This is a genomic window from Filomicrobium insigne (assembly GCF_900104305.1).
GTDB lineage: Bacteria > Pseudomonadota > Alphaproteobacteria > Rhizobiales > Hyphomicrobiaceae > Filomicrobium > Filomicrobium insigne.
Map to the genome: position 1 here is coordinate 40,513 of NZ_FNJC01000004.1, position 24,873 is coordinate 65,385.

At 58.5% G+C, this 24,873-nt stretch carries 26 protein-coding genes and 1 tRNA gene; 13 read left to right on the forward strand and 14 right to left on the reverse strand.

Annotated features, from left to right (window positions below):
* The first annotated feature begins 142 nt into the window (after window positions 1–142).
* Together BLS30_RS13680 and BLS30_RS13685 are read left to right on the forward strand one after the other, a co-directional pair.
* Entirely contained in the window at window positions 143–2,254 is a 2,112-nt protein-coding gene (locus BLS30_RS13680; protein WP_046476320.1) for a pentapeptide repeat-containing protein, read from the forward strand.
* Window positions 2,255–2,587: 333 nt separating this feature from the next.
* Entirely contained in the window at window positions 2,588–3,094 is a 507-nt protein-coding gene (locus BLS30_RS13685) for a single-stranded DNA-binding protein (protein ID WP_046476322.1), read from the forward strand.
* Window positions 3,095–3,201: 107 nt separating this feature from the next.
* Here the strand turns inward: BLS30_RS13685 and BLS30_RS13690 are convergent, their stop codons facing one another.
* Window positions 3,202–3,903 (reverse strand): PRC-barrel domain-containing protein, encoded by a 702-nt coding sequence (locus BLS30_RS13690; RefSeq protein ID WP_052743625.1) that lies wholly within the window; start codon window positions 3,901–3,903, stop codon window positions 3,202–3,204.
* 520 nt (window positions 3,904–4,423) lie between these two features.
* Between BLS30_RS13690 and gyrA the strand changes: the two genes are divergently transcribed.
* Complete coding sequence (gyrA, locus tag BLS30_RS13695; protein WP_210184040.1) at window positions 4,424–7,291, forward strand: DNA gyrase subunit A; 2,868 nt, start codon at window positions 4,424–4,426, stop codon at window positions 7,289–7,291.
* Between the two features lie 26 nt (window positions 7,292–7,317).
* Here gyrA and BLS30_RS13700 read toward each other — a convergent pair whose 3' ends face one another.
* On the reverse strand, window positions 7,318–7,944 hold the full coding sequence (locus BLS30_RS13700; RefSeq protein ID WP_090229569.1) for a thioredoxin family protein: 627 nt from the start codon (window positions 7,942–7,944) through the stop codon (window positions 7,318–7,320).
* A gap of 159 nt (window positions 7,945–8,103) precedes the next feature.
* On the opposite strand from BLS30_RS13700, the gene coaD reads away from it, so the two are divergent.
* The 3 genes from coaD (at window position 8,104) to BLS30_RS13715 (ending at window position 9,894) form a co-directional block, all read left to right on the forward strand.
* The gene (coaD, locus tag BLS30_RS13705; RefSeq protein WP_090229572.1) at window positions 8,104–8,604 is read left to right on the forward strand and encodes a pantetheine-phosphate adenylyltransferase; all 501 of its coding nucleotides are present in this window, start codon (window positions 8,104–8,106) and stop codon (window positions 8,602–8,604) included.
* 137 nt (window positions 8,605–8,741) lie between these two features.
* Entirely contained in the window at window positions 8,742–9,278 is a 537-nt protein-coding gene (locus BLS30_RS13710) for a peptidylprolyl isomerase (RefSeq protein ID WP_425284173.1), read from the forward strand.
* Window positions 9,279–9,417: 139 nt separating this feature from the next.
* Window positions 9,418–9,894: a peptidylprolyl isomerase gene (locus tag BLS30_RS13715; protein ID WP_170832479.1), complete on the forward strand. Its 477-nt coding sequence runs from the start codon at window positions 9,418–9,420 to the stop codon at window positions 9,892–9,894.
* A 102-nt stretch (window positions 9,895–9,996) separates the two neighbouring features.
* On the opposite strand, the gene BLS30_RS13720 is transcribed toward BLS30_RS13715, so the two are convergent.
* Together BLS30_RS13720 and BLS30_RS13725 are read right to left on the reverse strand one after the other, a co-directional pair.
* Window positions 9,997–10,677 carry a glutathione S-transferase family protein gene (locus BLS30_RS13720; protein ID WP_090229574.1) on the reverse strand — a complete coding sequence of 227 codons (681 nt, stop codon included), beginning with the start codon at window positions 10,675–10,677 and terminating at the stop codon, window positions 9,997–9,999.
* Window positions 10,678–10,716: 39 nt separating this feature from the next.
* Window positions 10,717–12,534 carry a PHA/PHB synthase family protein gene (locus tag BLS30_RS13725; RefSeq protein WP_046476335.1) on the reverse strand — a complete coding sequence of 606 codons (1,818 nt, stop codon included), beginning with the start codon at window positions 12,532–12,534 and terminating at the stop codon, window positions 10,717–10,719.
* Window positions 12,535–12,684: 150 nt separating this feature from the next.
* Here BLS30_RS13725 and BLS30_RS13730 point away from each other — a divergent pair, with 150 nt between their 5' ends.
* From BLS30_RS13730 to BLS30_RS13755, 6 genes are all read left to right on the forward strand, one after another.
* Window positions 12,685–12,957 carry a hypothetical protein gene (locus tag BLS30_RS13730; RefSeq protein WP_046476336.1) on the forward strand — a complete coding sequence of 91 codons (273 nt, stop codon included), beginning with the start codon at window positions 12,685–12,687 and terminating at the stop codon, window positions 12,955–12,957.
* Between the two features lie 172 nt (window positions 12,958–13,129).
* On the forward strand, window positions 13,130–14,356 hold the full coding sequence (locus BLS30_RS13735) for an LL-diaminopimelate aminotransferase (RefSeq protein ID WP_170832480.1): 1,227 nt from the start codon (window positions 13,130–13,132) through the stop codon (window positions 14,354–14,356).
* Between the two features lie 16 nt (window positions 14,357–14,372).
* Entirely contained in the window at window positions 14,373–15,698 is a 1,326-nt protein-coding gene (locus BLS30_RS13740; protein ID WP_046476339.1) for a homoserine dehydrogenase, read from the forward strand.
* A 48-nt stretch (window positions 15,699–15,746) separates the two neighbouring features.
* Window positions 15,747–16,718, forward strand: a complete 972-nt coding sequence (gene glpX / locus BLS30_RS13745; protein ID WP_046476341.1) for a class II fructose-bisphosphatase — start codon at window positions 15,747–15,749, stop codon at window positions 16,716–16,718.
* A gap of 104 nt (window positions 16,719–16,822) precedes the next feature.
* Window positions 16,823–18,679 carry a single-stranded-DNA-specific exonuclease RecJ gene (recJ, locus tag BLS30_RS13750; protein ID WP_090229577.1) on the forward strand — a complete coding sequence of 619 codons (1,857 nt, stop codon included), beginning with the start codon at window positions 16,823–16,825 and terminating at the stop codon, window positions 18,677–18,679.
* A gap of 69 nt (window positions 18,680–18,748) precedes the next feature.
* Window positions 18,749–18,823: transfer RNA gene (locus BLS30_RS13755), tRNA-Glu, on the forward strand.
* Between the two features lie 81 nt (window positions 18,824–18,904).
* Here the strand turns inward: BLS30_RS13755 and BLS30_RS13760 are convergent.
* From BLS30_RS13760 to BLS30_RS13805, 9 genes are all read right to left on the reverse strand, one after another.
* On the reverse strand, window positions 18,905–19,984 hold the full coding sequence (locus BLS30_RS13760) for a tyrosine-type recombinase/integrase (RefSeq protein WP_090229579.1): 1,080 nt from the start codon (window positions 19,982–19,984) through the stop codon (window positions 18,905–18,907).
* A gap of 11 nt (window positions 19,985–19,995) precedes the next feature.
* On the reverse strand, window positions 19,996–20,259 hold the full coding sequence (locus BLS30_RS13765) for a helix-turn-helix transcriptional regulator (RefSeq protein ID WP_090229582.1): 264 nt from the start codon (window positions 20,257–20,259) through the stop codon (window positions 19,996–19,998).
* Entirely contained in the window at window positions 20,260–20,565 is a 306-nt protein-coding gene (locus tag BLS30_RS13770) for a hypothetical protein (protein WP_090229585.1), read from the reverse strand.
* A complete protein-coding gene (locus BLS30_RS13775; RefSeq protein ID WP_090229587.1) occupies window positions 20,558–20,941 on the reverse strand; it encodes a hypothetical protein in 384 nt (127 codons plus the stop codon). The genes BLS30_RS13770 and BLS30_RS13775 overlap by 8 nt, the downstream gene beginning before the upstream one ends.
* Window positions 20,941–21,396: a hypothetical protein gene (locus BLS30_RS13780; protein WP_139165353.1), complete on the reverse strand. Its 456-nt coding sequence runs from the start codon at window positions 21,394–21,396 to the stop codon at window positions 20,941–20,943. The genes BLS30_RS13775 and BLS30_RS13780 overlap by 1 nt, the downstream gene beginning before the upstream one ends.
* Window positions 21,393–21,830, reverse strand: a complete 438-nt coding sequence (locus BLS30_RS13785; RefSeq protein WP_090229593.1) for a hypothetical protein — start codon at window positions 21,828–21,830, stop codon at window positions 21,393–21,395. The genes BLS30_RS13780 and BLS30_RS13785 overlap by 4 nt, the downstream gene beginning before the upstream one ends.
* An 89-nt stretch (window positions 21,831–21,919) precedes the next feature.
* Complete coding sequence (locus tag BLS30_RS13790) at window positions 21,920–22,591, reverse strand: outer membrane protein (protein ID WP_090229596.1); 672 nt, start codon at window positions 22,589–22,591, stop codon at window positions 21,920–21,922.
* A 33-nt stretch (window positions 22,592–22,624) separates the two neighbouring features.
* On the reverse strand, window positions 22,625–23,017 hold the full coding sequence (locus BLS30_RS13795) for a hypothetical protein (protein WP_090229597.1): 393 nt from the start codon (window positions 23,015–23,017) through the stop codon (window positions 22,625–22,627).
* Window positions 23,018–23,237: 220 nt separating this feature from the next.
* A complete protein-coding gene (locus tag BLS30_RS13805) occupies window positions 23,238–23,468 on the reverse strand; it encodes a hypothetical protein (protein ID WP_090229602.1) in 231 nt (76 codons plus the stop codon).
* Window positions 23,469–23,661: 193 nt separating this feature from the next.
* On the opposite strand from BLS30_RS13805, the gene BLS30_RS13810 reads away from it, so the two are divergent.
* A complete protein-coding gene (locus BLS30_RS13810; protein ID WP_090229605.1) occupies window positions 23,662–24,093 on the forward strand; it encodes an HIRAN domain-containing protein in 432 nt (143 codons plus the stop codon).
* A 5-nt stretch (window positions 24,094–24,098) separates the two neighbouring features.
* On the opposite strand, the gene BLS30_RS13815 is transcribed toward BLS30_RS13810, so the two are convergent.
* Window positions 24,099–24,809: a S24 family peptidase gene (locus BLS30_RS13815; protein ID WP_090229608.1), complete on the reverse strand. Its 711-nt coding sequence runs from the start codon at window positions 24,807–24,809 to the stop codon at window positions 24,099–24,101.
* Window positions 24,810–24,873: the final 64 nt, after the last annotated feature.

The window sequence follows — 24,873 nt, forward strand, 5'->3', positions numbered from 1 at the left end:
ACCCGTCACACTTTCTCCGTTAAGGTCTGGCTCCGCTAGCGTCTGGTTACACCTGAGGTGGCGGCGGCTAGACGCGTCTGTAGGGTGGACGTGATTTTCAGCCTGTTTAGCGGCTGCGACGGCCATTGGGGGTTTTTGCTTGATGTCAGATTTGAGTAGCGCGACGCCTGACGGCGAGACGCCAGTTAATCCCTATAGTCTTCTTGATGCTGTTAATCGGTCCAGCGATACGGCGCATGTGGCGTGGTTGATATTTCTTGGCATCATGACCTACCTCACGATTGCCGTTGCAGGGGTCACGCACACGAATTTGCTGCTTGAGACGCCGGTATCGCTACCGATCTTCAGTGTCGATATTCCGATTGCGCAGTTCTTTCAGTTCGCGCCAGTCATACTGGTTCTCTTTCACCTTGGCGTTGTCTCGCAGCTCTCCCTACTAGCGCGTAAGACGTTGGAGTTTGACCACGCCATTCGACTTCTGGAGACCAGCGACCGGCGGACACATCCGTTGCGCTTGGAATTGCACAACTTCTTCTTCGTTCAGGCGATCGCCGGACCCCACCGTAGCATCGTGATGAGCGCCTTCCTGCATGGCATGAGCTGGTTGACGCTGTGCATCCTTCCCGTCGTGCTCATCATCTACGTTCAGGTCGTGTTCCTGCCCTATCACAGCGAGCTCATCACATGGACACACCGGATCGCGTTGGTTGTTGATGTGACTATGCTCGTACTCATCGGCGTCTTTCTGATGCGGGCGGAAACGTCATTCTTCCGTGCGTTCTGGCGCAATACCGTGGCGCATCCAATGACTTTTGTCGTTACGGCGGTGGTGATCAGCGGTGTGACGCTATTTTCTTTCCTGGTTGCAACGATCCCGGGGGAGTTTCTTGATCGAGTGAGCCGCCCGCTCTTTTATAAGATGGCGCCGGATCGTGATGGGCGACACCCAAGGTACTACAGCGGGTTCATGGCGCCATTCCTCAGCGTCGATCAGGACGGGGCGCTATTCGGTGTCTTTCGCCGTAATCTTGTTGTCACGGATTCCGACCTGGTAAGCGACAAGGACGTCACGCCGGGTGAACGGACGATCACGCTTCGTGGCCGTGACCTTCGTTACGCGCGTTTTGACCGGTCCGATCTGCATCAGGCCGATTTTACCGGAGCGGATCTTTCTCACGCCAGTTTTTACGGTGCGGATTTGCGTAACGCTTGGCTCCAGTGCGCCGAAATCAATGAACTGCGTTTGAGAGGCAATCGCGGGCAAGCCAAATGCGTGAAGGCCATCAACACGGACTTTACGCAAGCTAATATGAGCGGTGCCTTGATGCAGGGCATCGATGGGCGTGGGGCAAAATTTGAAGAAACAACGCTCGTTAGCGCTGAACTGGTGGAAGCGGTACTCACAGGCGCGGACTTTGCGCAGGCGCGGCTCGAGAAGGCTTCTATGGTTGGTGAGGTGATGGCTGATGGCGCTAACTTCGGATTGGCCTCACTCCAAGGGGTTAACCTGAAAGGTGCGCGTCTGATCGGCGCGGATTTCCGTAGTGCGTCGATGCAGGCCGCGATCCTCGATTTCGCGAATATGCAGGGGGCTATGCTGCAAGGTGCGGATCTCGAAGCGGCCAGCCTCTACAAGGTTAAGCTGGAGGGTGCCGACTTCTCGCGCGCAAACGTTGCGGCTGCGGATTTCAACGGTAGCACTGTTTGGATGGCGAAGCCTCCCGAGGCTAACAAGAGCCAACTCGTGGATTTAAGCGACGTAGCCGTGCGTCCGCTTGCCGAGGAGGATCAGCAAGCCCTTCACAGAGCGGTCGAGGATATCGATAGCCGTCGGCTTCGCGAGCAGGTGCAAGGATTGGTCGCGCCCTTGATGGACGAGACCGCGACGAAGGCTTGGGCAAATTCATCGGAACGCCGGCAATGGGATAGCTTGGTTCGGTCCACAGCAGTCGGCTCCGTCCCGCAACCTCGGCCGGTGTCAACCGCATCTATCGGCGTGGAGCCCACGCTCGCGGCTGATAACTACAAGTCGCAGGTTACATCACATCTCAATAGCATTGTTTGTCGAACACGCTGGTCCAACGGTTCCGTGGCGACTGGCGTCGTGATTCGTGCCATTGCCCCGCAGTTTCGAGGGGACATGGTCGCTATTTATGACCGGCTGAATCGTGGAGATTGTGCAGCGTCGAAAGGTGTTCCTGAGGATGTATTCCGCGACCTCACCGTGGCTGCGGATCGGGCCATGGGACGATGAAACGCGGGCTATCTGGTGGGACGCGCGATGCCGAGTGGTGGCGGTTGCGCGCTTAACCGCTCCATACTATATTGGAACATAAAGAGAACAAAAGATTCAGATTCTGATGGAGCCGCGCGCAGCTTGTTGTTGAAAAGGCTGTCGACCGGTGATGCGAGTGTTGGAATGGGCGCTAGGGTGGCCTCGATGACTCGCCAATTTTGTCGTTCTCCCAGAATACTGAGGGGAGCGATCTACACAGGCTCTGTTCGCGTGGCAGTTGGCGTCGACCGGCTATTACGGCCTACGTAAGCGCTGCTGAGCGGCAGAGTTGAAAAGCATAAGGAGCCTATTATGGCTGGTTCAGTGAACAAGGTGATCCTCGTCGGAAATCTCGGGCGCGATCCGGAAATCCGCCGGACGCAGGATGGCAGACCTATCGCTAACCTGCGCGTTGCGACGACTGAAACCTGGCGCGATAAGAATTCCGGCGAGCGGCGTGAGAAAACCGAATGGCATTCGGTTGTTATATTCAACGAAGGCCTGTGCCGGATCGCCGAGCAGTATCTGCGAAAAGGGACGAAGGTTTATATCGAGGGTCAGCTGCAGACACGAAAGTGGCAGGACCAGTCCGGAGCCGATCGCTATTCGACCGAAGTCGTGCTTCAGGGCTTTAACGGCAATCTCACAATGCTGGACGGGCGGAGTGGCGGTGCCAGCAGCGGCATGCAGGAAGGTGGCCAGTCCGACTACGGTGATCCAGGTGGCGGCCGTGGGGGATATGACGAGCCGCGCGGTGGCAGCGGCGGTGGATCATCTGGCGGCTTCGATAAGACGCTCGACGATGAGATTCCATTCTAGAAGATACTCTGTCCTTCCTCTGACGGAACATATATTTAGAGCGCACTCCTTCGGTAAGGAGTGCGCTCTTTGCTTGAAGGGGAATGCCGTTAGGCCTGCCGTCCGAACTACTTCGTCTCGGGGGCTTTTTCTGCCGGTGGTTGAGCAGGGGGAGCCGCGGCCGGGGCTTCTCCTGCTGGTTTTTCAGGAGACTGCTTGTTGGTCTCTGCGGCTTCTTTAGCCTTCTCATAGACTTCGGCTGCGGCTTCTTTAGCCTTGTCATAGGCCTTAGTTGCTGTCTCTTTGGCCTTTTCGTAAGCGGGTCCCGCTTCTTCTTTAGCCTTTTCGTAAGCTTCCTTCGCGGCTTCTGTGCTCTTATCCGTCAGCTCGCGGGCTTTCTCCATTGCGCGCTGAAGAAGAGATTTCTGCGGCTCAGCACGTACAAATGGTGCGACGGCGGTAAGCATTTCCTTGGATACGTTGGGAAGCACGATAACGCGCTTTCCATCGGTCTCACGGAACTCTAAGGCGCTTAGACGTACACCGATGCGTTTGCCGGCGATGCCGAGGAAGCCGCCGGTGCCAATGACAACGCCGTGCACGCGATTCCAGTCGTTCAGGATAATGTCTTCGATATCGCCGATGATCTTGCCTTCGGTGTTCTGGACGACTGCGCCGATCAAAACATCCTTGGCCAAATAGTGGGCTTCCGGCTGAGCTTCAATAAACGTATTTGGCGGAAGCGCGACTGCAGGTTTGTCCTGAGCCAACGCGGGTATGACGAATGCAAAGATGGCGAGAGCGGCAACGGTCGTCTTCAGGGCATTCATACGGGGATTTTCCTTGTCAAACGGAGGCACGGACATCGTTTCGCGATATGGTAGTGAACGACAAATGCTACTAGACCAGCACGCCGAAAGTACGGCTTGTCGGTCCAGCTACAGAATTGCACTGAAGTGCTGTGAATAACATCTGTTTCATGCTCAGGTTAATCGGTTCCGCGCGGGCTTGGAAGCAGGATCTATCGGGAATTCTTGCTCTTAGCTGTGCGAGTTAAAGACGATCAGATGACCGCTTGTCGGCGAAATGCTCTAAAAGGACACTGTGACGGCACCAAGTCATCTGAGTACACATCAATACCGTTCGCTTCCCGATAATCGAGAGACAACCTAAACCTCTGTGGATGTGGAAAAAAACAGCGTGTGGGCATGTGCTTGCAGGCCACATTGCTCTATTGTGGTAGAGTAGGGTATCTAAGCGATACGCAAATTTTATGACGCGCGAGTCGTTGCTAACGAGCACCGCGTGTTCTCTGAACAAAACTCAACTGTTCACTCAACGGATCCCTAAGTGGCGGACAACAGCGACATCCCGAATCAAGGGCCTGACGGTCCGCGCGATATTCGGCCGATTACTATCGTAGAGGAAATGAAGCGCTCGTACCTTGAGTACGCGATGAGCGTTATCGTCTCCCGCGCGCTGCCGGACGTGCGCGATGGGCTCAAGCCCGTTCATCGCCGTATCCTTTACGGCATGCACGAGATGGGCCTTGAATGGAACAAGTCCTATCGTAAGTCGGCGAAGGTCGTCGGCGAAGTGATGGGTAATTATCACCCACATGGCGACAGCGCGATTTATGACGCGCTTGTGCGTTTGGCGCAGGACTTTTCGATGAGCCTGCCGCTCATCGACGGCCAAGGTAACTTCGGCTCGATCGACGGTGATCCGCCGGCTGCGATGCGCTATACGGAGTGCCGTCTCGAGAAGGTCGCCCAATTCCTTCTCGACGACCTCGATAAGGACACGGTCGAATTCCAGGAGAACTACGACGGTTCTGAAGACGAACCGACGGTGCTTCCCGCGAAGTTCCCGAACCTGCTCGTCAATGGCGCCGGCGGCATTGCTGTCGGTATGGCGACGAATATCCCACCCCACAATCTCGGAGAAGTCATCGAGGCTTGCCTCGCCCATCTCGATACGCCGGCCATAACGATCGATGAGCTGTGCCAGATCGTGAAAGGCCCGGATTTTCCGACGGGCGGTCTGATCCTTGGCCGTGGAGGTATCACGTCTGCCTATCACAAGGGCCGCGGTTCGATCATCATGCGCGCGCGTGTTGAGGTCGAGGAGATCCGCAAAGATCGCCAAGCCTTGATCGTTACGGCCATTCCCTATCAGGTCAACAAACGCGTTCTGATCGAGAAGATCGCAGACGCGGTTCGCGAGAAGCGCGTCGAGGGTATCTCTGATATCTGGGACGAAACCAACCGCGAAGGCATGCGGATCGTCATTGAACTGAAGCGCGACGCGGTGGCCGATGTCGTGCTCAATCAGCTCTGGCGCTATTCGGATTTGCAGACGTCGTTCGGTGCCAACATGCTGGCGATCAACGGCGGTCGCCCCGAGCAGCTTAACCTCAAGGACATGATCGAGGCGTTCACGGCGTTCCGCGAGGAAGTCGTTACGCGGCGCACGAAGTTCTTGCTCAACAAGGCGCGTGATCGTGCGCACGTTCTTGTCGGTTTGGCTATCGCTGTGGCCAATATTGATGAGGTCATCAATCTGATCCGGCGCGCGGCCTCACCGGCCGTCGCTAAAGAAGAACTTATGACGCGCGATTGGCCGGCGCGGGATGTGGCGCCGCTGGTTGAATTGATCGCTGATCCTCGCCACCGTGTTCAAGCCGATGGCACCTACAAGCTGTCAGAAGAACAGGCGAAGGCGATTCTCGAATTGCGGCTTGCGCGCCTGACGGCTCTCGGTCGCGATGAGATTGGCGACGAACTCAAAAAGATCGGCGAGGAAATCAAGGAGTATCTTGAGATCCTGTCGTCGCGCGTGCGTATTGTTGAGATCATCAAGGGTGAACTCTCAGACATCCGGGATCAGTTTGCGGTTCCGCGCCGAACCGAGATCGTCGACATTGAGGGTGAGGTCGACGATGAAGACCTCATTCAGCGCGAAGACGTCGTCGTTACCGTTACGCACAAAGGCTACATCAAGCGTGTGCCGCTCACGACGTATCGTGCGCAGCGCCGTGGGGGCAAAGGGCGCTCGGGGCTTTCGACGAAGGACGAGGATTTCGTTACGCAGCTCTTTATGGCGTCAACACATACGCCGGTGCTGTTCTTCTCTTCGCGCGGCATGTGCTACCGAATGAAAGTCTGGCGGTTGCCTGTTGGTACGCCGCAGTCCATCGGCAAAGCGCTCGTAAATCTTCTGCCTCTGGAGCAGGGCGAATGGATTACGTCAATTTTGCCGTTGCCGGAGGATCCTGAAACGTGGGGATCGCTGCAGCTGATGTTTGCGACGCGCAGCGGCAACGTGCGGCGTAACGAACTCGCCGATTTCGAGAACATCAATCGTAACGGCAAGATCGCGATGAAGCTTGAGGAGGGCGACCAGATCGTCCACGTCGGGATTTGTTCGCCAACGGACAACGTGCTGCTGACGACAGCGGGCGGGCAGTGCATCCGTTTCCCCGTTGAAGACGTGCGCGTCTTCAAAGGCCGGGATGCGGTGGGCGTTCGCGGTATCCGGCTCGATGCAGAGGACCGGGTGATTTCGATGGCGATTTTAGCCCCGATGGATGCCACGCCTGCGGAGCGCGCGGCCTATCTTAAGCTCGCTGCCGCGCATCGCCGTGCCGGAGATGCCGACGCCGAAGAAGCTGAAGAGCAGGCGGCGAATGTTGCAGCGGAAGAGGGCGCGGAGACGTTGGAAACTGAGGAGCTATCGGCTCAGCGGTTTGAAGAGATGGCGGCCACAGAACAGTTTGTTCTTACGCTATCCGAACGTGGGTACGGCAAGCGTTCCTCGTCCTATGAGTATCGGACGTCGGGTCGTGGTGGCAAAGGCATCGTGGCCATGGTCGTCAATGAGCGCAACGGGCCGCTCTGTGCATCATTCCCCGTTGAGAATTCCGATCAGATCATTCTTGTGACGGACGCCGGGCAATTGATCCGGACGCTCGTTGACCAGGTTCGGATTGCTGGACGAAACACACAAGGCGTTCGCATTTTCCGCACGGATGCTGATGAGAAAGTGGTTTCTGTCGAGCGCATCCCGGAGGTCGCCAATGGTGACAACGGGGATGGGGACGAAGATGTAACTCCGTCTGATGATGTAGTTGTCGGAGAGGCTGGTCCCATCGAAGAGGCTGGGCCCACTGATGTCGCCAGTGATGGCGATGGTGCCGGTGGTGAAACGGAGAGCTGACCTGCTCTCCGTATTCCGTGGCCGTGTTACCAGAGATCTACGTTCTTGCCTTCTGCGCGCAGTTTCGCGCGGTAGTCGGCAAGCCAGCGTTGAAAATTAGGTTCTGTACGGTAGGCGCCAGATTTGACGTAGACGAAGGTGGCGTGGAAATGGAAGGGCTTCCAGTACCCTAGAAGCCGCCATGCTTCCGCGTCGCTTCCGACCTTGCCGTTCAGCGCGGCGACATCTGCGGGAAAGAAGTTCAACGCAGGCGTGAAGTTGATGCGCCAGTGTTGCGCGAGTTGGCGCTCCTCCAGCTCAGTGCCGTCGAAATCTGTGACGGTACGAGAACCGTAGAGATTGAGCTGCAGCGCCAGGAAGTTCTTCTGAATGTAGTCGGCTATCTCCGGTTTCGAGAGATTTACGCGGTGCATCTCGGCGCAGTATGGGCAGCCTCTCTGTTCCCAGAAGATCACGAGGTTTTTGCCAGCTGCTGCGGCTTCTGCCGCGTCTTCCTTGAGATCCAGGAAAGACTGATGGAACCACGGCTGCACGTGCAAGCCGTCCTCATTGATGGGGGCCTCGGAATTTTCCGCGTGTGCATGCGTGTTCGATGCTGCCAAGGTGATCAAGCCAACGGGCGCGAGCAGGGCGTGGCGGCGGGTAATCGCCATGGCGTGTTCTCCTTAATTCGGATCTTGGGCGGCCCCTTGGCCGCTGTTCGGGATACCCATTATTTCGTCTATGGAGAGGTTCCTATAGCTTGAAAGCGGTTGTTGAACCGGGGTTACCACGGGTAATGAAGAGGTATCCGCACAAACGGCAAGGTAGCTATGACCCGTATAGGTTTTTACTCCGGAAGCTTCGATCCCGTCACCCTCGGCCATACGGACGTGGTGGCACGCGCGGCGGAACTTGTTGATAGGCTCGTTATTGGCATTGGCGTGCATGCGAGCAAGACGCCAATGTTTTCTACGGCGGAACGTGTCGAAATGCTCCGTGAGGAAACGCTCATCATCGCCGATAAGACGGGCGCGGCTATCGACATCATTACCTTCGACAATCTGGCGGTTGAAGCGGCACGCGCCGAGGGGGCGACAGTTTTCTTTCGAGGTCTTCGAGACGGGACAGACTTCGATTACGAAATGCAGATGGCGGGTATGAATGGGGCTATGGCTCCGGATATTCAAACCGTGTTCGTTGCTGCTTCCCCAGCTGTACGGCATATCGCAGCCAATCTCGTGCGGCAGGTCGCGACGATGGGTGGAGACGTAAGTTCCTTCGTTTCGCCGGAGGTTGAACGGCGTCTCCAGGCACGGTTCGCCGGTTCGTGATTGTAGGCGCAGTTGCCTGTATGCCTGATTACGGCCATAACGCGCAGGTTCTCTGCGCCGCCGCGGCTCGTGTCCCACGTGCCGAAGCATCGCCAGAGATGAAGAAATCATAGGAGCTCCTCGTGTTGCGCAGTTTGCTGAGTTTTATCGTGGTCGCTTTCGTGGCGGCTCTCCCTGCTTTCGCCCAAGCGCCCGCAGCAGATCCTGAAAATACGCTGGTGATCGAACTTGCTTCGGGCAAAGTCGTCATCGCCATGCGGCCGGATTTGGCACCGGAGCATGTGGCCCGCGTTAAGCAGCTTGCGCGTGAAGGTTTTTACAATGGGATCGTTTGGCACCGTGTGATCCCAGGCTTTATGGCGCAGACAGGCGATCCGACTGGTACCGGCTCTGGTGGCTCGAAGTATCCTGATCTGCCGGCCGAATTCACAAATACGCCGTTTGAGCGCGGCACGGTTGGGGCGGCGCGCACGTCCGATCCGAATTCGGCCAATAGCCAGTTCTTCATTACCTTCACGCGGACGCCGCATCTAAACGGCCAGTACACGGTTTGGGGCAAAGTGGTTGACGGTATGACGCACGTTGATGCGATCAAGAAGGGAGCAGGCAGCTCCGGTTCCGTCGACAACCCCGACAAGATGGTGAAAGTGTACGTGGCCGCTGATCAAAAATAGCGGTCACCCGTGTGGCGCGTGCGGCATTGGCGCCCACGTTCGCGATTCTGAGCCATAGAGGCATGACGCGGCGGCATTCTGCGCGTAACACGCGCGCATATAAAGAATGCCGCGAAAAAACATAACAAGGAGAGGCTCCATGGCCGAAATCAAAGATCCTGAGAATACGCTTATCATCGAGACCACGAAGGGTAAGGTCGTTATCGAATTGCGTCCTGATCTGGCGCCTCAGCATGTTGAGCGCATCAAGACCCTCGCGCGCGAAGGATTTTATGACGGCATTGCTTTCCACCGCGTCATCGAAGGCTTCATGGCACAGACGGGTTGCCCGAACGGGACCGGAACCGGTGGGTCGAGCTATGGCAACCTGCCGGCGGAGTTTAACTCGGAGCCGCACGTGCGCGGAATCTGCTCTATGGCACGTGCAACGCCACCGAACTCGGCAAACTCGCAGTTCTTCATCTGCTTCGACGATGCTCGTTTCCTCGACGGCCAGTACACCGTTTGGGGCAAGGTGATCGAGGGCATGGAGAACGTCGATCAGATCAAGCGTGGTGAGCCGGTCCGTGATCCCGATCGCATGGTTTCCGTCCGCGTTGCGGCTGACGTCGCTTAAGAGCGTCGGTCACACTACGTTTGATACGTATTTCAATGGCACTTGCTTCGCTTCGTTTTGAGGTGAAGCGGTGCCATTGCCGTTTGAGGGAGCACGGGGCTCTTAGCCTGTTTCTCGCCAATGCGGAGGATATGCCTTGTCATATCCGGGCAGGGCCTCGAAGCGCTGCATCCAGGTGGTGAGATCGGGATAGAGATCGGCAAAATCGCTTAGGCCTAGATTGAGTGGCACGGCTGCCGGACGCGCTGCGAGGCGAAGAAGAAATTTGCAATGCGGGTAAACGGTTAGGTCGGCCGCTGAAAGGGAGTTGCCCGTTAGCCATTGGCTCTTCTGCAGCAGTTCATTCAACCGCTCGAACTCTGTGTGCAGCGTTCCGTGGCGCGCGGTGAGGGCGGCTGCTGACAGGGACTTATTGCGGCTTATGGCTGTGCTCAGGCGATTGATGACCGGTTCGAGGTAGCACACGAATTCGGAACAGATTTGCATGATGTGAGCGGCTTCCACTGCTGTCGCTCCGAACATCGGCGGTTCGGGGAAGAGCCGCTCCAGGTACGTCATCATCGCTAGGGATTCCCCAATGATGACGTTCCCGTGTACGAGGGCTGGCACCTTTCCGCGCGGGTTGAGCGCTAGGTACGCTGCGGACTTCTGCGTTCCGCTTGCCGTATCGATCCGATGGGAGAGGTAGGGGACGCTTTTGAATTCCGCCATAAGCAGGACGCGCCAGCCGAATGGACTGCCGCTGACCCAGTATATCTCGATGGGCGGATCAACCTCCGTCATGAAAACCCTTTCCGGCCGGATCAGAAGCGATGCAGCCGGTTAGGCGCGTACTTTAACGTATGAGCCGGGCGCATCTTCTATTGCGCCGAGGTTCGCACCGGGTTCCCGCGCTGGGACTTCTTCACCGGAATGACGCGTCAGCCACTCAGTCCAGTACGGCCACCAAGAACCGGTGTGTTCCGTGGCGGAGGAGACCCATTCATCCAACGTCTCATCCGTTGGCCGTTTTGAGGTCCAATATTGGTATTTAACCTTCTCGGGTGGGTTGACCACGCCGGCAATGTGACCGGACCCGGCAAGGACGAACTCTACCGGGCCGCCAAGAAGCTTCGCGCCGATAAAGACGGACTGGGCCGGAGCGATGTGGTCCTCCTTCGTACCCAGATCGAAAACCGGAATGCGTATATCGCTGAGGCAGACCTGTGTGCCGGAGATTTCCATCTCGCCGCGGGCCAAGCGGTTTTGATGGTAGAACTCGCGCAGATAGAAGCGATGGTTCGCTGCTGGCATCCGCGTGGAATCCTGGTTCCAGTACAGGAGGTCAAAGGGGAACGGCTGCTTACCGAGCAGGTAGTTGTTTACGACGTAAGGCCATACGAGGTCTTTGGGACGCATCATGTTGAAGACGTTGGCCATGCGCGAACCATCGAGATAGCCGCGCTCAGCCATCATCTCTTCAAGGCTCTTGAGCTGTGCGTCGTCGATAAACAACAAGAGGTCGCCAGCTTTTGTAAAATCGACCTGCGTTGTGAGGAATGTCGCGGACGCGAAAATGTCTTCTCCGCGGGTGCTCAAGTAGGCGAGCGTTGTTGCGAGCAACGTGCCGCCGACGCAGTAACCGAGACCGTTGATGCGTTCTTCGCCCGTTTCTCGGCGAATGACATCCGCGGCCGTCAGCACACCTTCGTGCATATAGTCCTGGAAGTCTTTTTCAGCGAGGCTGCGGTCGGGATTGACCCAGGAGATAACGAAGACGGTGAAGCCCTGGTCAACTGCGAATTTTATGAAGCTTTTCGCGGGCGTGAGGTCGAGAATATAAAATTTGTTGATCCAGGGTGGAACGACGAGCAGAGGGATCTGGCGCACCTGCGGCGTGGACGGAGCGTATTGCAGGAGCTGCATGATGTCGTTCTGGAAAACGACCTTGCCGGGTGTCGTTGCCAAATTGCGTCCGACTTCGAAGGCGGCAAGGTCCGTCTGGCTTATTTTCAGCAGGTCTCCCGATCGCTCCATGTCATGGAACAGATTGTCCATGCCACGGACGAGGTTTTTGGCATTGCTGGAAAAGGTTTCCCGGACGACCTCCGGATTGGTCATCGGGAAGTTCGACGGTGACATCGCGCTGATCAGCTGGCGGAAATGATACTCCGCTCTCTGGCGTTCTCGTTCATCCAAACCCTGTGTGCCCGCAAGAAGGTCTTCCGCCCATTTTGAAGTGATGAGGTAGGATTGCTTCCAGAAATCGAAGTATGGGTTTTCAGACCAATCGGGGTCCGCGAAGCGGTTGTCGCCCTTCTCGGGCTCGACGTAAGGCTCAACCTCGTTGTCACCCAGCATACGACGGAGAGCGTTGTTCCAGATCACGGCATAGGATCGGAACAGCTCAGTCTGGGCCTCGGCGAGTTTGGCTGGGTCCGACGCCCACAGGGCAAAAACCTCGTTAACCGTCTTACCGGCCTCGACGATTTCTGACGCTGTGGAGTATGGGCCGGGCTTTGAGTCCGCGCGATCAAGGTATTGTGAGAGCACGCGTCCGCCCTGCTCCAGCATCTGGAGCATGTTGCGGGCGAATTCCTCAGGGTCTTCGATGGTGTAGGCGGAAACGTCACCGTTCGGCGCGGCAGGCGGTTTTTTCATGGCTTCCGATTGCTTTCGAAGACTTCTTTGTTAGGTGTGTTTTTGAGGATGCTCTTGGGATTTTTTTGGGTTGCCGGAGCGTATGCGGCATTTGCGTACAAGTTGTGAACATCATATAGTTGAATAGGCTTGAATCGCAACGCGTTGCCTGTGTCGAGTCTGGGGGATATCGGGGGACAATTGGCTCACGTTCTTGCCAGAATTGGTCTTGCGCCAAAGTGGCTGGGTGCTGCTGCCATTATTATGGTGGCTGCGGCTGCGGGCGGTTGTGGCCATGCGTCTTTGACGCCGCTTCCTGACCTTGCCAGGCTGCCTTCAGATATGCTCAGCACAGAACAACAAAAAGCGGCCATCAAGGAGATGACCGAGCTGAGTGTTAAGCACGAGACTCAGGCGATCGATGCCATCGAAAAGGCACGCTAAGCCGCTTTTCTGATTCTTGTCCTGTCGTGCCGTTGGTGCATCGTCAAAAAAGTGCGTCCATTGCAGACGACAGTGGCGCATAAAGGTGTGCTACGTATAGACTTGCTGTAAATTTATCACGCGACCCGAGCGCTCTGCCCGAAAGGGCGCGCCAAAACGAAAGACATAACCGGTGATCGAGGAATTTCATCGCATCAAGCGCTTGCCGCCCTACGTGTTTGCTGAAGTCAATCGTCTGAAGGCCAACGCGCGGGCCGCCGGTGCCGATATCGTCGATCTGGGCATGGGCAATCCGGATTTGCCGACGCCGCAGCACATTGTCGACAAGCTGGTCGAAACGGTGAGCAAACCGCGGACCAACCGCTATTCAGCGTCAAAAGGTATTCCAGGATTGCGGCGGGCTCAGGCGGCTTATTATGCGCGCCGCTTCGGGGTGAAGCTTGATCCGGAAACGGAAATCGTCGCAACGCTCGGATCGAAGGAAGGCTTCGCCAACATGGCGCAAGCTATCACGGCCCCGGGTGACGTCATCCTCGTTCCAAACCCGACCTATCCGATCCACGAATTCGGATTCATCATTTCTGGCGCCGCAATCCGCCATGTGCCCGCTGGCACGGGTGAGGATTTCCTGCGCGCTGTCGAGCGTGCCTGCAAGCATTCCGTGCCGCGTCCGCTCGCGTTGGTCCTTTGCTTCCCTTCGAATCCAACGGCAATGGTGGCCGACTTGGATTTCTATAAGGAAGCTGTGGCTCTTGCCCGTAAGCTCGATCTTATCATTTTGTCGGACCTGGCTTATTCGGAAGTCTATTTTGACGATAACCCCCCGCCGTCTGTTTTGCAGGTGCCCGGCGCCAAGGATATCGCGGTCGAATTCACGTCGCTCTCAAAGACCTACAATATGCCCGGTTGGCGTATGGGCTTTGCCGTTGGCAACGAGCGGCTCATCGGTGCTCTCGCCCGGGTCAAATCCTATCTCGACTACGGTGCGTTCACGCCGATCCAAGTGGCGGCTGCGGCTGCATTGAATGGACCGCAGGAGTGCGTCTCCGAAATTCGCGAGACATACAAGCGACGCCGCGATTGTCTGGTCGAGAGCTTCGCTCGGGCCGGCTGGGACGTGCCGCCGCCGCCCGCGACCATGTTTTGCTGGGCTCCTATCCCTGAGCCGTTCCAGCAGCTGAGTTCCGTGGATTTCTCCAAGCTGCTGATCGAAAAGGCTGACGTGGCCGTTTCGCCGGGGCTCGGATTTGGCGAATACGGCGAAGGTTATGTACGTATTGCGCTGGTCGAGAACGAACATCGCATCCGGCAGGCGGCACGCAGCTTGAAAAAGTTCTTCGCCCAAGCGCAGGAAACGATGCATAACGTCATTCCTATTCCACAGAAAGCGACGCGTTAGGTTTCAATCCACCATCATGACAGAGCCTTTGAAACTGGGCATCGCCGGGCTTGGCACCGTCGGTGCAGGCCTCGTGCGGCTCCTTGAAGCCCACGGGGCTCGCCTTGCCGCGGCCTTGTCGCGTCCTATCCGCATTGTGGCTGTCAGTGCACGGTCACGCGGCAAGGGGCGTGGCTGCGATATCCATGAGTTCCGCTGGTTTGATGATCCAGTGGCGCTGGCGACCGATCCTGACATCGACGTTTTCGTCGAGCTGATGGGCGGTGACGAGGGCGTACCTAAGGAGGCGGTTGAGGCTGCGCTTAAGGCCGGCAAGCATGTTGTTACCGCCAACAAGGCGCTCTTAGCGAAGCATGGCGTGGCTTTGGCTGCTCTCGCCGAATCCAACGGCGTTGCGCTCAACTTCGAGGCGGCTGTTGCGGGGGGGATCCCCGTCATCAAATCGCTGCGCGAGTCTCTGCTGCCTAACAGCATCGAGCGCATCTATGGCATTCTAAACGGCACGTGCAACTATATCCTCACCACGATGGAGGAAGAGGGGCGGTCGTTTGCCGACGTGCTGAAGGAAGCCCAGGAAAAGGGGTATGCGGAAGCGGACCCGACGTTCGACATCGGCGGGTTTGATACGGCACACAAGCTGTCATTGCTGACGAGCCTCGCGTTCGGAACTGAGGTCGCCTTTGATCAGATCCACGTCGAAGGGATCGAGAAGATCACGCAGGCCGATATCGAGTCCGCCGACGATCTTGGCTATCGCATCAAGCTCCTGGGTGTCGCGATGCGTACGGCCAGTGGCATCGAGGCACGGGTGCATCCCACGATGGTGCCGAAGCATTCGGCGATCGCGGAGGTATCCGGGGTTACCAACTGCGTTGCGATCGATGGTGATTTCACTGGAAGCATGCTGCTTGTTGGCGCTGGTGCCGGTGCGCACCCGACGGCGGCAGCGGTCGCGAGTGATATCATAGACATCGCGCGCGGGCTGGTGATTGCTCCGTTCATCGTGTCTACGCGTGATCTGAAACCGCATCAACGTGCGCGTCTTGGTGAACATCAGGGTGCCTACTACGTGCGCCTGACGGTCGTCGACGCGCCGGGAACGATGGCCGTTATCGCAAAGCGTATGGGCGATGAGAATGTTTCCCTGGAAAGCGTGGTGCAGCGGAGGGAGCGGCATGTGCTGCCCGGTAGCGGGAAAGCAGGCGTGCCCGGACGACCGGCTCAGGTAACATTGATTACGCACGACACCACGGAAAATGCGATGCGCGCCGCGCTTGAAGCCATTGAGAAAGATGGCAAGGCGACGGAACCGCCGCAGATGATCCGCATTGAGAAGCTTTGAGCTGGGGCCATTGCAAAACGCCCGATCGCGCTGAAATCGAGGAATACCATGGCAGGGACAGCGGCCGGCAAGGGATTAAGCCGGGGTCTTATCATCGACGTTGCACACGTGACGGAGCAGGCGGCAATTGCCGCGGCACGTTTGCGTGGGCGCGGCGACAAAAAGGGGGCCGACGGTGTCGCTGTCGATGCGATGCGTCAGGCCTTGGCGGATATCGATATTGCCGGCACGGTAGTGATCGGCGAAGGCGAGATGGATGAGGCGCCGATGCTGTACATCGGCGAGAAGGTCGGTACCGGGAATGGACCGGCGGTCGATATCGCCGTCGATCCGCTCGAAGGCACGACAATCTGCGCGAAGGCAATGCCGAATGCTCTGGCGGTTCTGGCGATCTCGGAGGCAGGTGGCCTCCTGCATGCTCCGGACATGTACATGGACAAGATCGCGATCGGTCCAGGGTATCCGGAAGGGGTCGTGGATCTTGACGCAACCCCGGCGGAGAACCTCTCAAACCTTGCTAAGGCCAAGGGGGTTCCCATCACCGAAATTACGGCCTGCATTCTGGATCGCGATCGCCATCGGGATCTGATCGCTGCGGTTCGTGCAGCTGGAGCGAGTGTACAACTCATCCCCGACGGAGACATCGCCGGCGTGATCTGGGCGACAGAGCCAGGAGAAACCGGCATCGATATCTACCTCGGCTCCGGAGGGGCTCCTGAGGGTGTGCTCGCGGCAGCGGCGCTACGCTCCAGCGGTGGTCAGATCCAGGGCCGCCTTTTGCCGGCTGACGATGCTGAGCGTGCCCGTGCGGAATCGATGGGCATCAAGGACATCAATCACAAGTTTTCGTTGTCCGAACTGGCGTCTAAGGACGTGATCTTTGCCGCGACAGGTGTGACGGGCGGCTCGCTGCTTGACGGCGTGCGGTTTTCAAACGGAGTCGCGCATACACATACGCTGATCATGCACTCTGGCTCGCGTGTGACGCGACGCATCCGAGCCACGATCCCTTTGGCGTAGCCGCGTCTTTTCCGCTTAGTTGTAGTTTCCCCCAGGCAAGATAGTCCCCGGGCTCGCGGGATATGCTCGAATCGGCGTAGAGCCGAAATTGAGGGGTAAGAGCCATGGGTATTGCGAGCAAGCGGGCGATCCTTGCGGATGCGGGGGAATCAGAAGCTTTCCTGGGTGTGACGGCTTCGGCGCGTGGGTTTACGTGGCGTGAGCGGTTAACGGGACAGGGGCATGCGTTGGCTGCTGCGATCAGCCAGCGTCACGGATTACCCGACCTACTGGGGCGTGTCCTCGCGGCCCGGGGCGTTGCCCTCGATGACGTCGAGACCTTTCTGGATCCGTCTTTAAAAGCATTGATGCCCGATCCGAGCGTTCTGCGCGATATGGATCGCACCGCGGCCCGGATTGCGGAGGCGATCGTCAAAGGCGAGCGCGTTGCAATCTTTGGCGACTACGACGTCGATGGGGCCTGCTCGTCGGCGCTCATGGCCCGATATTTCAAGAGCCATGGTCTATCGGCTCGGATTTATATTCCCGATCGGCTGTTTGAGGGATACGGGCCCAACGTTCAAGCCATTGAAGGGCTGATCAAGGACGGCGCGCAATTGATCGTGACGGTCGATTGCGGAACGACCAGTTTTGAGCCTCTGGCGCACGCGACAAAGCTCGGCGCGGATGTGTTGGTGATCGATCACCACCAGTCTGACGAGACGCTCCCGGATGTTGTCGCTGTCGTGAACCCTAACCGTCAAGATGATGTTTGCGGTCAGGGGCACTTGTGTGCCGCTGGCGTTGTGTTTCTTATTCTGGTGGCGGTCACGCGCGAGCTCCGTCGTCGCGGTCATTATGCGCAGGGCACTGCTGAGCCAGCTTTGCTGGAACTTCTAGATCTGGTGGCGTTGGCCACGGTGTGTGACGTGGTCCCGTTGGTTGGGCTTAACCGCGCTTATGTGACCAAAGGTTTGCAGGTCATGCGCCAGCGGCGGAACCTTGGGCTTCGGGCGTTATTCGATGCTGCCGGGCTCGATCAGGCTCCGACGCCGTATCATCTGGGTTATATTCTCGGTCCCCGCATTAATGCGGGGGGCCGCATCGGCGACTCGGCTCTGGGCGCGCGGTTGTTGAGCCTGGACGATGGTGCTGAGGCGCAGCGTATCGCGGAAACGCTTGACCGTCTTAATCGCGAGCGGAAGGCCATTGAGACCGAAACACTTCAGGAGGCTATGGCTGAGGCTGAGCGCTGTGTTGAAGAGCAGCCCGATCTGCCAGTGATCGTTCTGGGAGCGGAAAATTGGCATAAAGGTATCGTTGGATTGGTTGCGAGCCGGTTGACTGAGCGCTTCCATCGGCCATCGTGTGTCATCTCCTGGACGCGCGATGGCGGGGACGGAGCGGTGACGGGCACAGGGTCGCTGCGTTCCGTCGCTGGTGTTGACATTGGCCGGGCGGTGCGTGCTGCAACGGCTTCCGGTTTACTGCTGAAAGGCGGCGGCCATGCCATGGCGGCAGGATTAACCGTCGCACAGGATAATCTTGAAGCTCTCCGTACCTTTTTCATGGATGAGTTGGCGAAAGGTGCGAAGCAGGCGCGTGAAACGGCAGGTCTCGACCATGATGGGGCGTTGACGCCGCAATCGGCCAACGATCAGATTTTGGCGTTGATCGAGCGCGCTGGGCCGTATGGTCAGGGGAATCCGCAACCCCGCTTTGCCTTTCCTGCGCATCGCGTGAAGTTTGCCAAGGTGGTTGGTGATGCACATGTTCGCGCGATCATCGAAGCGGGAGATGGATCTAGGCTCGATTGCATCGCTTTTCGCGCCGTTGGGCAGCCGCTGGGCGATTTATTGCTCGAAGCTAATGGCGGGTTTCCTATTCACGTCAGCGGGCATTTGCGGCGTGATACGTGGGGCGGGCGCAATCGGATTGAGTTGATGATTGAAGATGCGGCGGACCCGCGCAAACAAAGCTGAACGAAGCGTCGCAGGCTGTAAACTCCGACTTGCATGCCGAGGCAAACGTCAATATACGTTCGCGGACGCGCTCCCTTCGTCTATCGGTTAGGACGCCAGATTTTCAATCTGGAAAGACGGGTTCGACTCCCGTAGGGAGCGCCATTCACTTTTTAAGTATATGATATTCCGAAATGTTTTTGGCGGAAAATCCCCACCGAGGCGCCGGGTGGGGAACTTTTGTTCTCACTTCGTCCTGATCAGCTTGCCCATTGCCTCGCCCGCCATCTTCTTGCGCCGGGCTGCTTTGGTGTAGCGCTCCGCCTCTGCGAGCGTCATCCAGCCGAATATTGCCATTAACTGTGAACTGGTCGCGCCGTTTTCCGCGGCGCTGGCGGCAGCCGCTTTGCGCAGTCCGTGCGCTGAGCAGCCGGTGAGACCCGCCTCATTGCAGCGCTCACGAAACCAGTTGCCGAATCCTGCAGCCGTAAATGGGCGATCGTACGCGGTAACGAGGTACGTCAGATCGCCGGTCGGGCTGGCGTCGATGACCTCTTGCAGCACGTCAAGGATCGGGGTCTCGTGAATGATGGGCTTGCGATTGCGGTTCTTGTATTGCGTGAATCGGTGCCAGCCATCCCGCGCGTGCTGTTTCCCCAACAGGACGACGTCGGAACGGCGAACGCCGGTCCACATAAAAAGTGCCAGGGCAAGCCGGGCCTTGGTGCCTATGGGGTGCCGTTTTTCGAATTGCGCGACCTCCTCCAATGTCCACGTGTGCCACCCCGTGCCGGAGAGGGGCAACTTGGCGAGATCCCGTGCTGGATTGTTCGCGATCAGCTCGTCCTCAAGAGCCCATTTGAAGGCCGCTCGAATTGCTTTGACGCGGTCGCTGGCGGCTCCGGGCAGATCGGCCTTGCGATCGCGCAGGACCTTCAGCACGCGGGTGGTGATGCGCGCCAGGGGAAAGTCCGCGAACGCCTCTTTGGCACCGGGGAAGACCGGCTCCTGAAACGTGGATTCGAGCACGCGCCGGCGTGTGCGCTGGGTGCTCGGATCGAGGAGCCTGAAAGCAGGGGAGCCGAAATAGGACACACACAGCCAACGGTACGTGCCCGGTGTCGGTGTGCGGTTGAGGCTCGTAGGGGGGACCGGCGGGGCCTCCGATGCAGCAAGAAGTTCGTGGTATCGTTTCGAAAACGCCTCAGTTCCCGGACATTCCTGGATGCGAATTTTCGGGGCGCCCTTGCGGCGACGGAAGTAGATCCGCACGTTGCCGTGGCGGTCGACATCCTCGTGCACGTATTTGAGCTTCAGCGTAACCATCGCAGTCACCCTCAGACTGCGGCCTGACCCCAAACGTCATCGGCTTCGGCGGGGCGGCCGTCGACCACTGCATCAGGCAACTCGGCAAAGAACCTGTCAAGCTGCAGGCGGTCCCAAACTGTGCGCGCCCCGATTTGCTTCGCGGGCGGCATGCGGCCGTCCTTGACCATGGCATCGAACGTCGTCGGCGAAATGCCGATATAGGCCGCCGCCTCTGCTCGGGAAAGCCCGCGCGGCGGCAGGCTGGGTGGAAGAGCGTGGCGACGGTCAGACATCTACTCTTCCCCCGTTGATTGAGATGCGTCCCTTGTGGCGCTGAAGCTCGGCTCAAAATCCACGTGGACGTGAAAGATGCCAGCGTATCGCTCGGGCTCAAGGATCACGATCTTGCCGCCGTTTACGAAGCATTCGGAATCTTGCTCGTGGACTGTCCTAGCGACCTCTGCAGCCGTGTCGGCACCGTCGTAACCGTAATCGCTGATTTCCGTCTCATCGCGCGGTAGCGTCCCCATAGCCGTAAGCTCAGCAACGGCTTCATCGTCGAACCACTCGCGCCAAACGACCGTAATTCGCTCACCCATTGCTTTTCTCCGTAGTGAGGGCTGCTTCTTCCAGCTTGGCGACTTCGTCCGGGTGCTCGTCACGCCACTGTTGCCATGTCGGGCACGTCAGCTTGTGCTCGATCCATTCGCGTACGTCGGGCTTTGGTTCGAACGGCTCTCCGCCTGCGGCGCACCGCTCGCAGACTTGGCGCTCTTTTCCCTCAACGCCGAGGTAGAGGTGAGCACAGCAGAAGAACAGGCCGCATCCGTCGTCTCCGCCGTTTGGTTCGCCGCCGCATACATGCGCGAGTCCGCGGTCGATTTCCTCGCTGCAATCGGGGTGATCGCACGTGCAAGGCACGCCGTATCCGATGTCACGCTGCCAATTGCTATCCCAGCCTATTGACCAGCCCATCAAACCACCCCCTTAGCCTTGGAGAGGGCTGCTTCGATCAACTTCACTGGATACGGTATGTGCCCCTGCGCGTGTTCTAGAGCCCGCACAAGCTCTCTTATTAAATCGTCATGAGGGCCGCGAAACGCTGCTATTTCACGGGCATCCTGGTCGGTTCGCGGGTGCGGCTCGGATGAGAGGAAATCGCGGTCGAGACGGACGTAATTTTTGCTGAGGGCCGGGAGGATGAGGATCTCATTCGCCTCATGCTCATCGAGCATGCGGGTCAGGCTGTCGACATAGAGCTGGTGTGGAAGTTTAACCGCCACAGGGATAAAGCACGATTTCTGAACCCCGACGATCACCATGTCGCAGATATCTCCACCTGCACCTAAAGGTGATATCCAGACGATCGGTCCGAAGTGGGTTTGCTTAATCTGAATCAAACGGGCTGGCTTTGTCGGCGCGGTGCTCATGGCTGCTGCACCGTAATCGTCTTGAGGTACGCGTGTAGCTCCGCCGCCCAGGAGTCGTGGTCAATCGATCCGTCCTCGGACGTCACGATGATGTGCCCTGTACTGTAGCCGCCGGAAATCGAACTGGTCGACAACCGTCCGTGGCGCGCGAGTTCACGGGTAAGATGAAGCAATTCGACCTGAAGGGAGTCCCAGTCGTCCGCGTCTATCTTCGCGATCATCACGATGCGGCGCCGAGGCCCATCCCCGAGTGGAAACTCAGCTTTGTCGAGATCGAGGCTGCTCTCCGGCCGGGGGAGCGGGAGGTCGCGAAGCATACGCGCAGCACGATAGATTACGTCCTCGGGGGCGTTGACGTTCTGCATGAGAATTTCAGCGGCGTGGTGTATCCAGTCTTCGCCTGTGTAGCTGTTCGATTCCGCTGTCTTGCTCATCTCATCCTCCGTGGCGCTGGGTTGCGGAAGGTGGGGCGGGGTGCGCGACGGTCAAGAAACGCACGCCCGCCCGTCCGGTACGACGGGGCTTAGGGGGCGGCGACGTCGAACCGGTATTTCAGGACGGCGCGCGCCGTGTGCAGGCCGCTGTCGATGTTGAGATTGGCCGCACCGGGCAGGATCGCGACGTCCACGTCCTCAAGATCGGAATAGCGATACTCCGCCCCTACCACGATGTTCTCGACGAGCTCCACTTCGATGCCGCCGCCGTAAACGACGCCGTCGCGGTCATCGATATCGAAGGATGCGCCGAGCGCTGGGCTCGAGATGTCGCTATATCGCGCACGCGTCCAGCCGATCAGGCCATAGATGAGCGTGCGCTCGGTCGCCATGAAGCCGAGACGGCCGCCGACGGACCACTGGTCCTCGAGGTCCCACTCGATCAGGTCGCCCGGTGCACCGAACGCACCCACCTCGAAATCCGCCGAATGCCACGAGTAATCACCCCAGGCCCCGACGACCCACGCGCCGGTGCGCCAGTCGCACCCGCCGGTGATGCCGCCGGACATGCCGTCGGCGCCGATGCTGTCGACGGTGACCAGGCCGGCGGGGCCGCCCACAGCGTCGAGGGAGAGATCGGATTGCGCGATGGTCTGGCCGAGGGTGACGCCGCCGTAACACGACGTCGCCGCGTGCGCTGGGCCCAGGAGGGCGGCAGTGGAAATGAGCAGCGCACACGCGCCGTAGAGAAAACTTTTCATTGAGGGTTCCTTTCGGTTGGTACGCGTTGGCACTCAGGTTCTGCGCTTACTTCGCACCCTGCCCGGCCGGCTGTGGGATAGGGGAGCCGGACCGGGCAGGGGCGCCCCCGCTGCCGGGCACTCAAGGCGCGGTAGGGTTTCGTCGATCAGATGGGCGGCGCTCGATGCGAGCTGCCGCTGGCGCGGAGTCGCCTTGGCGGGAAGCAGCGCACGGACGGCGGCGTTGGCTTCGCACAAGGCGTCGCGGATCTGTGGGATCGCCTCGAGCACCGCGCGGTGCTCGTCGAGCGTGGTGCGCGCCATGGCAGCGGCGGAGAGCCAGCCGTAGCGCCAGAGAGTCGGTTGCTCAGGGTCGAACGGTTTGCCCGCCCAAAAGGCGTGCTGGCCGTTCATGCAGAGTTCGGCGTCGTCTGAATTATCGCTCACGGCGCTGTTTCCTCGGCTGTCGCCTCGGGCGCCTGCGCGGGCGCGCCGCATTCGCGGCGGGTCGCGGTCGCTCCCGGACAGGCGGATGCCTCTGAGAAGGATCGCTGCAGTCGGCTAGAAGAGCCGGGGAGCAAGGCGACCCGGACGAAGTCCGCCCCCGCGGAGCTGCCCGAACGGCGCACGCCGTTCGGACCAGCAGCGTGAGCGAAACAACCGAGCCTCACCCGACCAGCTCAAGTTTGGGCTTGAGAAGCTTCTTGAGACCGCCGGGTTCGCGGGCGAGCGCTTCGATCTGCACCTCCTCGACTTCGTCGACGAGGGTGGGCGGCAGGCTGACGCCGCGCTTGGCGAGGATCGACAGCGCCGTGTGCGCCAGCGTTGCGAGTTCGACGTTGCTGGCTGTCGTTTCGAGGAATTTGGCCGGATCGGCCGGAATGCCGGTGATGTCCATGTGTGCCCCTGATGTTTGTCGGTCATGTCGTCGCAGTACCGAGTCGCACCATGAGTGGTACATATCGTACCCAACGGCGTCAATACAAAATGTACCCGCCTGTACCGGCGTGTGGAAAAGGTGGAATTCTGACGATTTGATTTTGGGGTTTGCCTAACCGCTGCAAACTGCGCATTTTCAGGGAGGCAGCGATATGTCTTGGATCGGAAAAATGTTTGGGCTGAATAGCGCGGCTCCGCCGAGGGTGAGCGCCACTCAACTTAAGCACGGAAGGGGCTGGACGACGGAAGTTGTCGGGGAGAGCAAATATCAGGACGCGCTCAGCCGATCCTATCGCCGCCACGGTGGGAGGGACCGACATCCCAAGGTCATGGCGGAGCTCGTTCCGGAACTAGACAATCCGTACGATGAGAACGCGGTGATGATTTTTATCGACGGTCAAAAGATAGGATATCTACGACGTGAAAAGGCTGCCGAATATCGCACTGTTCTGGGTGAAAAAACAGGTTCCTGCAGCGCAAAAATTGTCGGCGGGTTTGAGCGGGATGACGGTGGCCGTGCATTCTTCGGCGTCAAGCTCAACATGTCATGGCCGCCGAGCTTTGTAGCACAGGGGAAAGGCTGACGGATCTAGAAATTTCGGACGTGACGCACGAGTCGCGCAAGGACTTTGCCAGGATTGTTCGGGCCTACGCGCTCTGTCGGATAGTCTTCATTCAAAGGGACGAGATCGAATATAAGTTCGCCCGCCTCGTCGCGCCCCCGCACCTGATATTTTCGGAATATTGGTTCGTCGAGTAGGTTTAACTTTGCCAGTACAAAATCACCGGGTTTGACGTCGCCATCGGGGTCGAAAACGACGGCGTCGCCTGGGTGGAAACTAACGCCACCGACAGGTGGTTTGGCAACCATGCTTTCCCCTTGAACAGGAAGCATAAAAACCCTCCTACCCAGTTCCGGGTGAGTGTTGATATCGGCATATGCTGTCGCTATGGCACCCATCGTACCGCTACGGTACGCGAGGTATCTTTCCACTGCAAGCCAGTCGAGGATTGGAATTCGACGTGTGGATATCTTCGTCTGTGAGACCCCGGAATCACTTGCCCAATAAGGGGGATTCTCGCCAGTGAGGAGCCATCCTGCCGTGACGCCGTATGCTTTCGCGTAGTCTTCGGCGTCCCGCTTTTTAAAGCCGCGCTTGCCGTTATCATGGCTTTTGTACGTATTGTAATTCCATCCGAACTGCTCCACCGCCGCTCGAATAGTCTCAAAACCAGCGTGCTCGCGCGCCCGGCGCAAGCGCCGGCTCTGTGCCACGTTTTCTGTCTCTGTGTCGGTCATAGCGTCGATTATATCAGACGTCGCCGCATCCTGCCGCTTGACACGCTTCGGTACGTATTGTACC

What these genes read in the sequence shown, in the direction of transcription:
- BLS30_RS13780 (WP_139165353.1), bottom strand. Translation starts at nt 21,396, where the DNA reads ATGAGCACCGCGCCGACAAAGCCAGCCCGTTTGATTCAGATTAAGCAA.
- BLS30_RS13720 (WP_090229574.1), bottom strand. Translation starts at nt 10,677, where the DNA reads ATGACGGAGGTTGATCCGCCCATCGAGATATACTGGGTCAGCGGCAGT.
- BLS30_RS13715 (WP_170832479.1), top strand. Translation starts at nt 9,418, where the DNA reads ATGGCCGAAATCAAAGATCCTGAGAATACGCTTATCATCGAGACCACG.
- BLS30_RS13685 (WP_046476322.1), top strand. Translation starts at nt 2,588, where the DNA reads ATGGCTGGTTCAGTGAACAAGGTGATCCTCGTCGGAAATCTCGGGCGC.
- BLS30_RS13770 (WP_090229585.1), bottom strand. Translation starts at nt 20,565, where the DNA reads ATGGGTGAGCGAATTACGGTCGTTTGGCGCGAGTGGTTCGACGATGAA.
- BLS30_RS13760 (WP_090229579.1), bottom strand. Translation starts at nt 19,984, where the DNA reads ATGGTTACGCTGAAGCTCAAATACGTGCACGAGGATGTCGACCGCCAC.
- BLS30_RS13680 (WP_046476320.1), top strand. Translation starts at nt 143, where the DNA reads ATGTCAGATTTGAGTAGCGCGACGCCTGACGGCGAGACGCCAGTTAAT.
- BLS30_RS13785 (WP_090229593.1), bottom strand. Translation starts at nt 21,830, where the DNA reads ATGAGCAAGACAGCGGAATCGAACAGCTACACAGGCGAAGACTGGATA.
- BLS30_RS13775 (WP_090229587.1), bottom strand. Translation starts at nt 20,941, where the DNA reads ATGGGCTGGTCAATAGGCTGGGATAGCAATTGGCAGCGTGACATCGGA.
- BLS30_RS13725 (WP_046476335.1), bottom strand. Translation starts at nt 12,534, where the DNA reads ATGAAAAAACCGCCTGCCGCGCCGAACGGTGACGTTTCCGCCTACACC.
- BLS30_RS13690 (WP_052743625.1), bottom strand. Translation starts at nt 3,903, where the DNA reads ATGAATGCCCTGAAGACGACCGTTGCCGCTCTCGCCATCTTTGCATTC.
- glpX (WP_046476341.1), top strand. Translation starts at nt 15,747, where the DNA reads ATGGCAGGGACAGCGGCCGGCAAGGGATTAAGCCGGGGTCTTATCATC.
- BLS30_RS13810 (WP_090229605.1), top strand. Translation starts at nt 23,662, where the DNA reads ATGTCTTGGATCGGAAAAATGTTTGGGCTGAATAGCGCGGCTCCGCCG.
- BLS30_RS13740 (WP_046476339.1), top strand. Translation starts at nt 14,373, where the DNA reads ATGACAGAGCCTTTGAAACTGGGCATCGCCGGGCTTGGCACCGTCGGT.
- BLS30_RS13765 (WP_090229582.1), bottom strand. Translation starts at nt 20,259, where the DNA reads ATGTCTGACCGTCGCCACGCTCTTCCACCCAGCCTGCCGCCGCGCGGG.
- BLS30_RS13815 (WP_090229608.1), bottom strand. Translation starts at nt 24,809, where the DNA reads ATGACCGACACAGAGACAGAAAACGTGGCACAGAGCCGGCGCTTGCGC.
- coaD (WP_090229572.1), top strand. Translation starts at nt 8,104, where the DNA reads ATGACCCGTATAGGTTTTTACTCCGGAAGCTTCGATCCCGTCACCCTC.
- BLS30_RS13700 (WP_090229569.1), bottom strand. Translation starts at nt 7,944, where the DNA reads ATGGCGATTACCCGCCGCCACGCCCTGCTCGCGCCCGTTGGCTTGATC.
- BLS30_RS13805 (WP_090229602.1), bottom strand. Translation starts at nt 23,468, where the DNA reads ATGGACATCACCGGCATTCCGGCCGATCCGGCCAAATTCCTCGAAACG.
- BLS30_RS13790 (WP_090229596.1), bottom strand. Translation starts at nt 22,591, where the DNA reads ATGAAAAGTTTTCTCTACGGCGCGTGTGCGCTGCTCATTTCCACTGCC.
- recJ (WP_090229577.1), top strand. Translation starts at nt 16,823, where the DNA reads ATGGGTATTGCGAGCAAGCGGGCGATCCTTGCGGATGCGGGGGAATCA.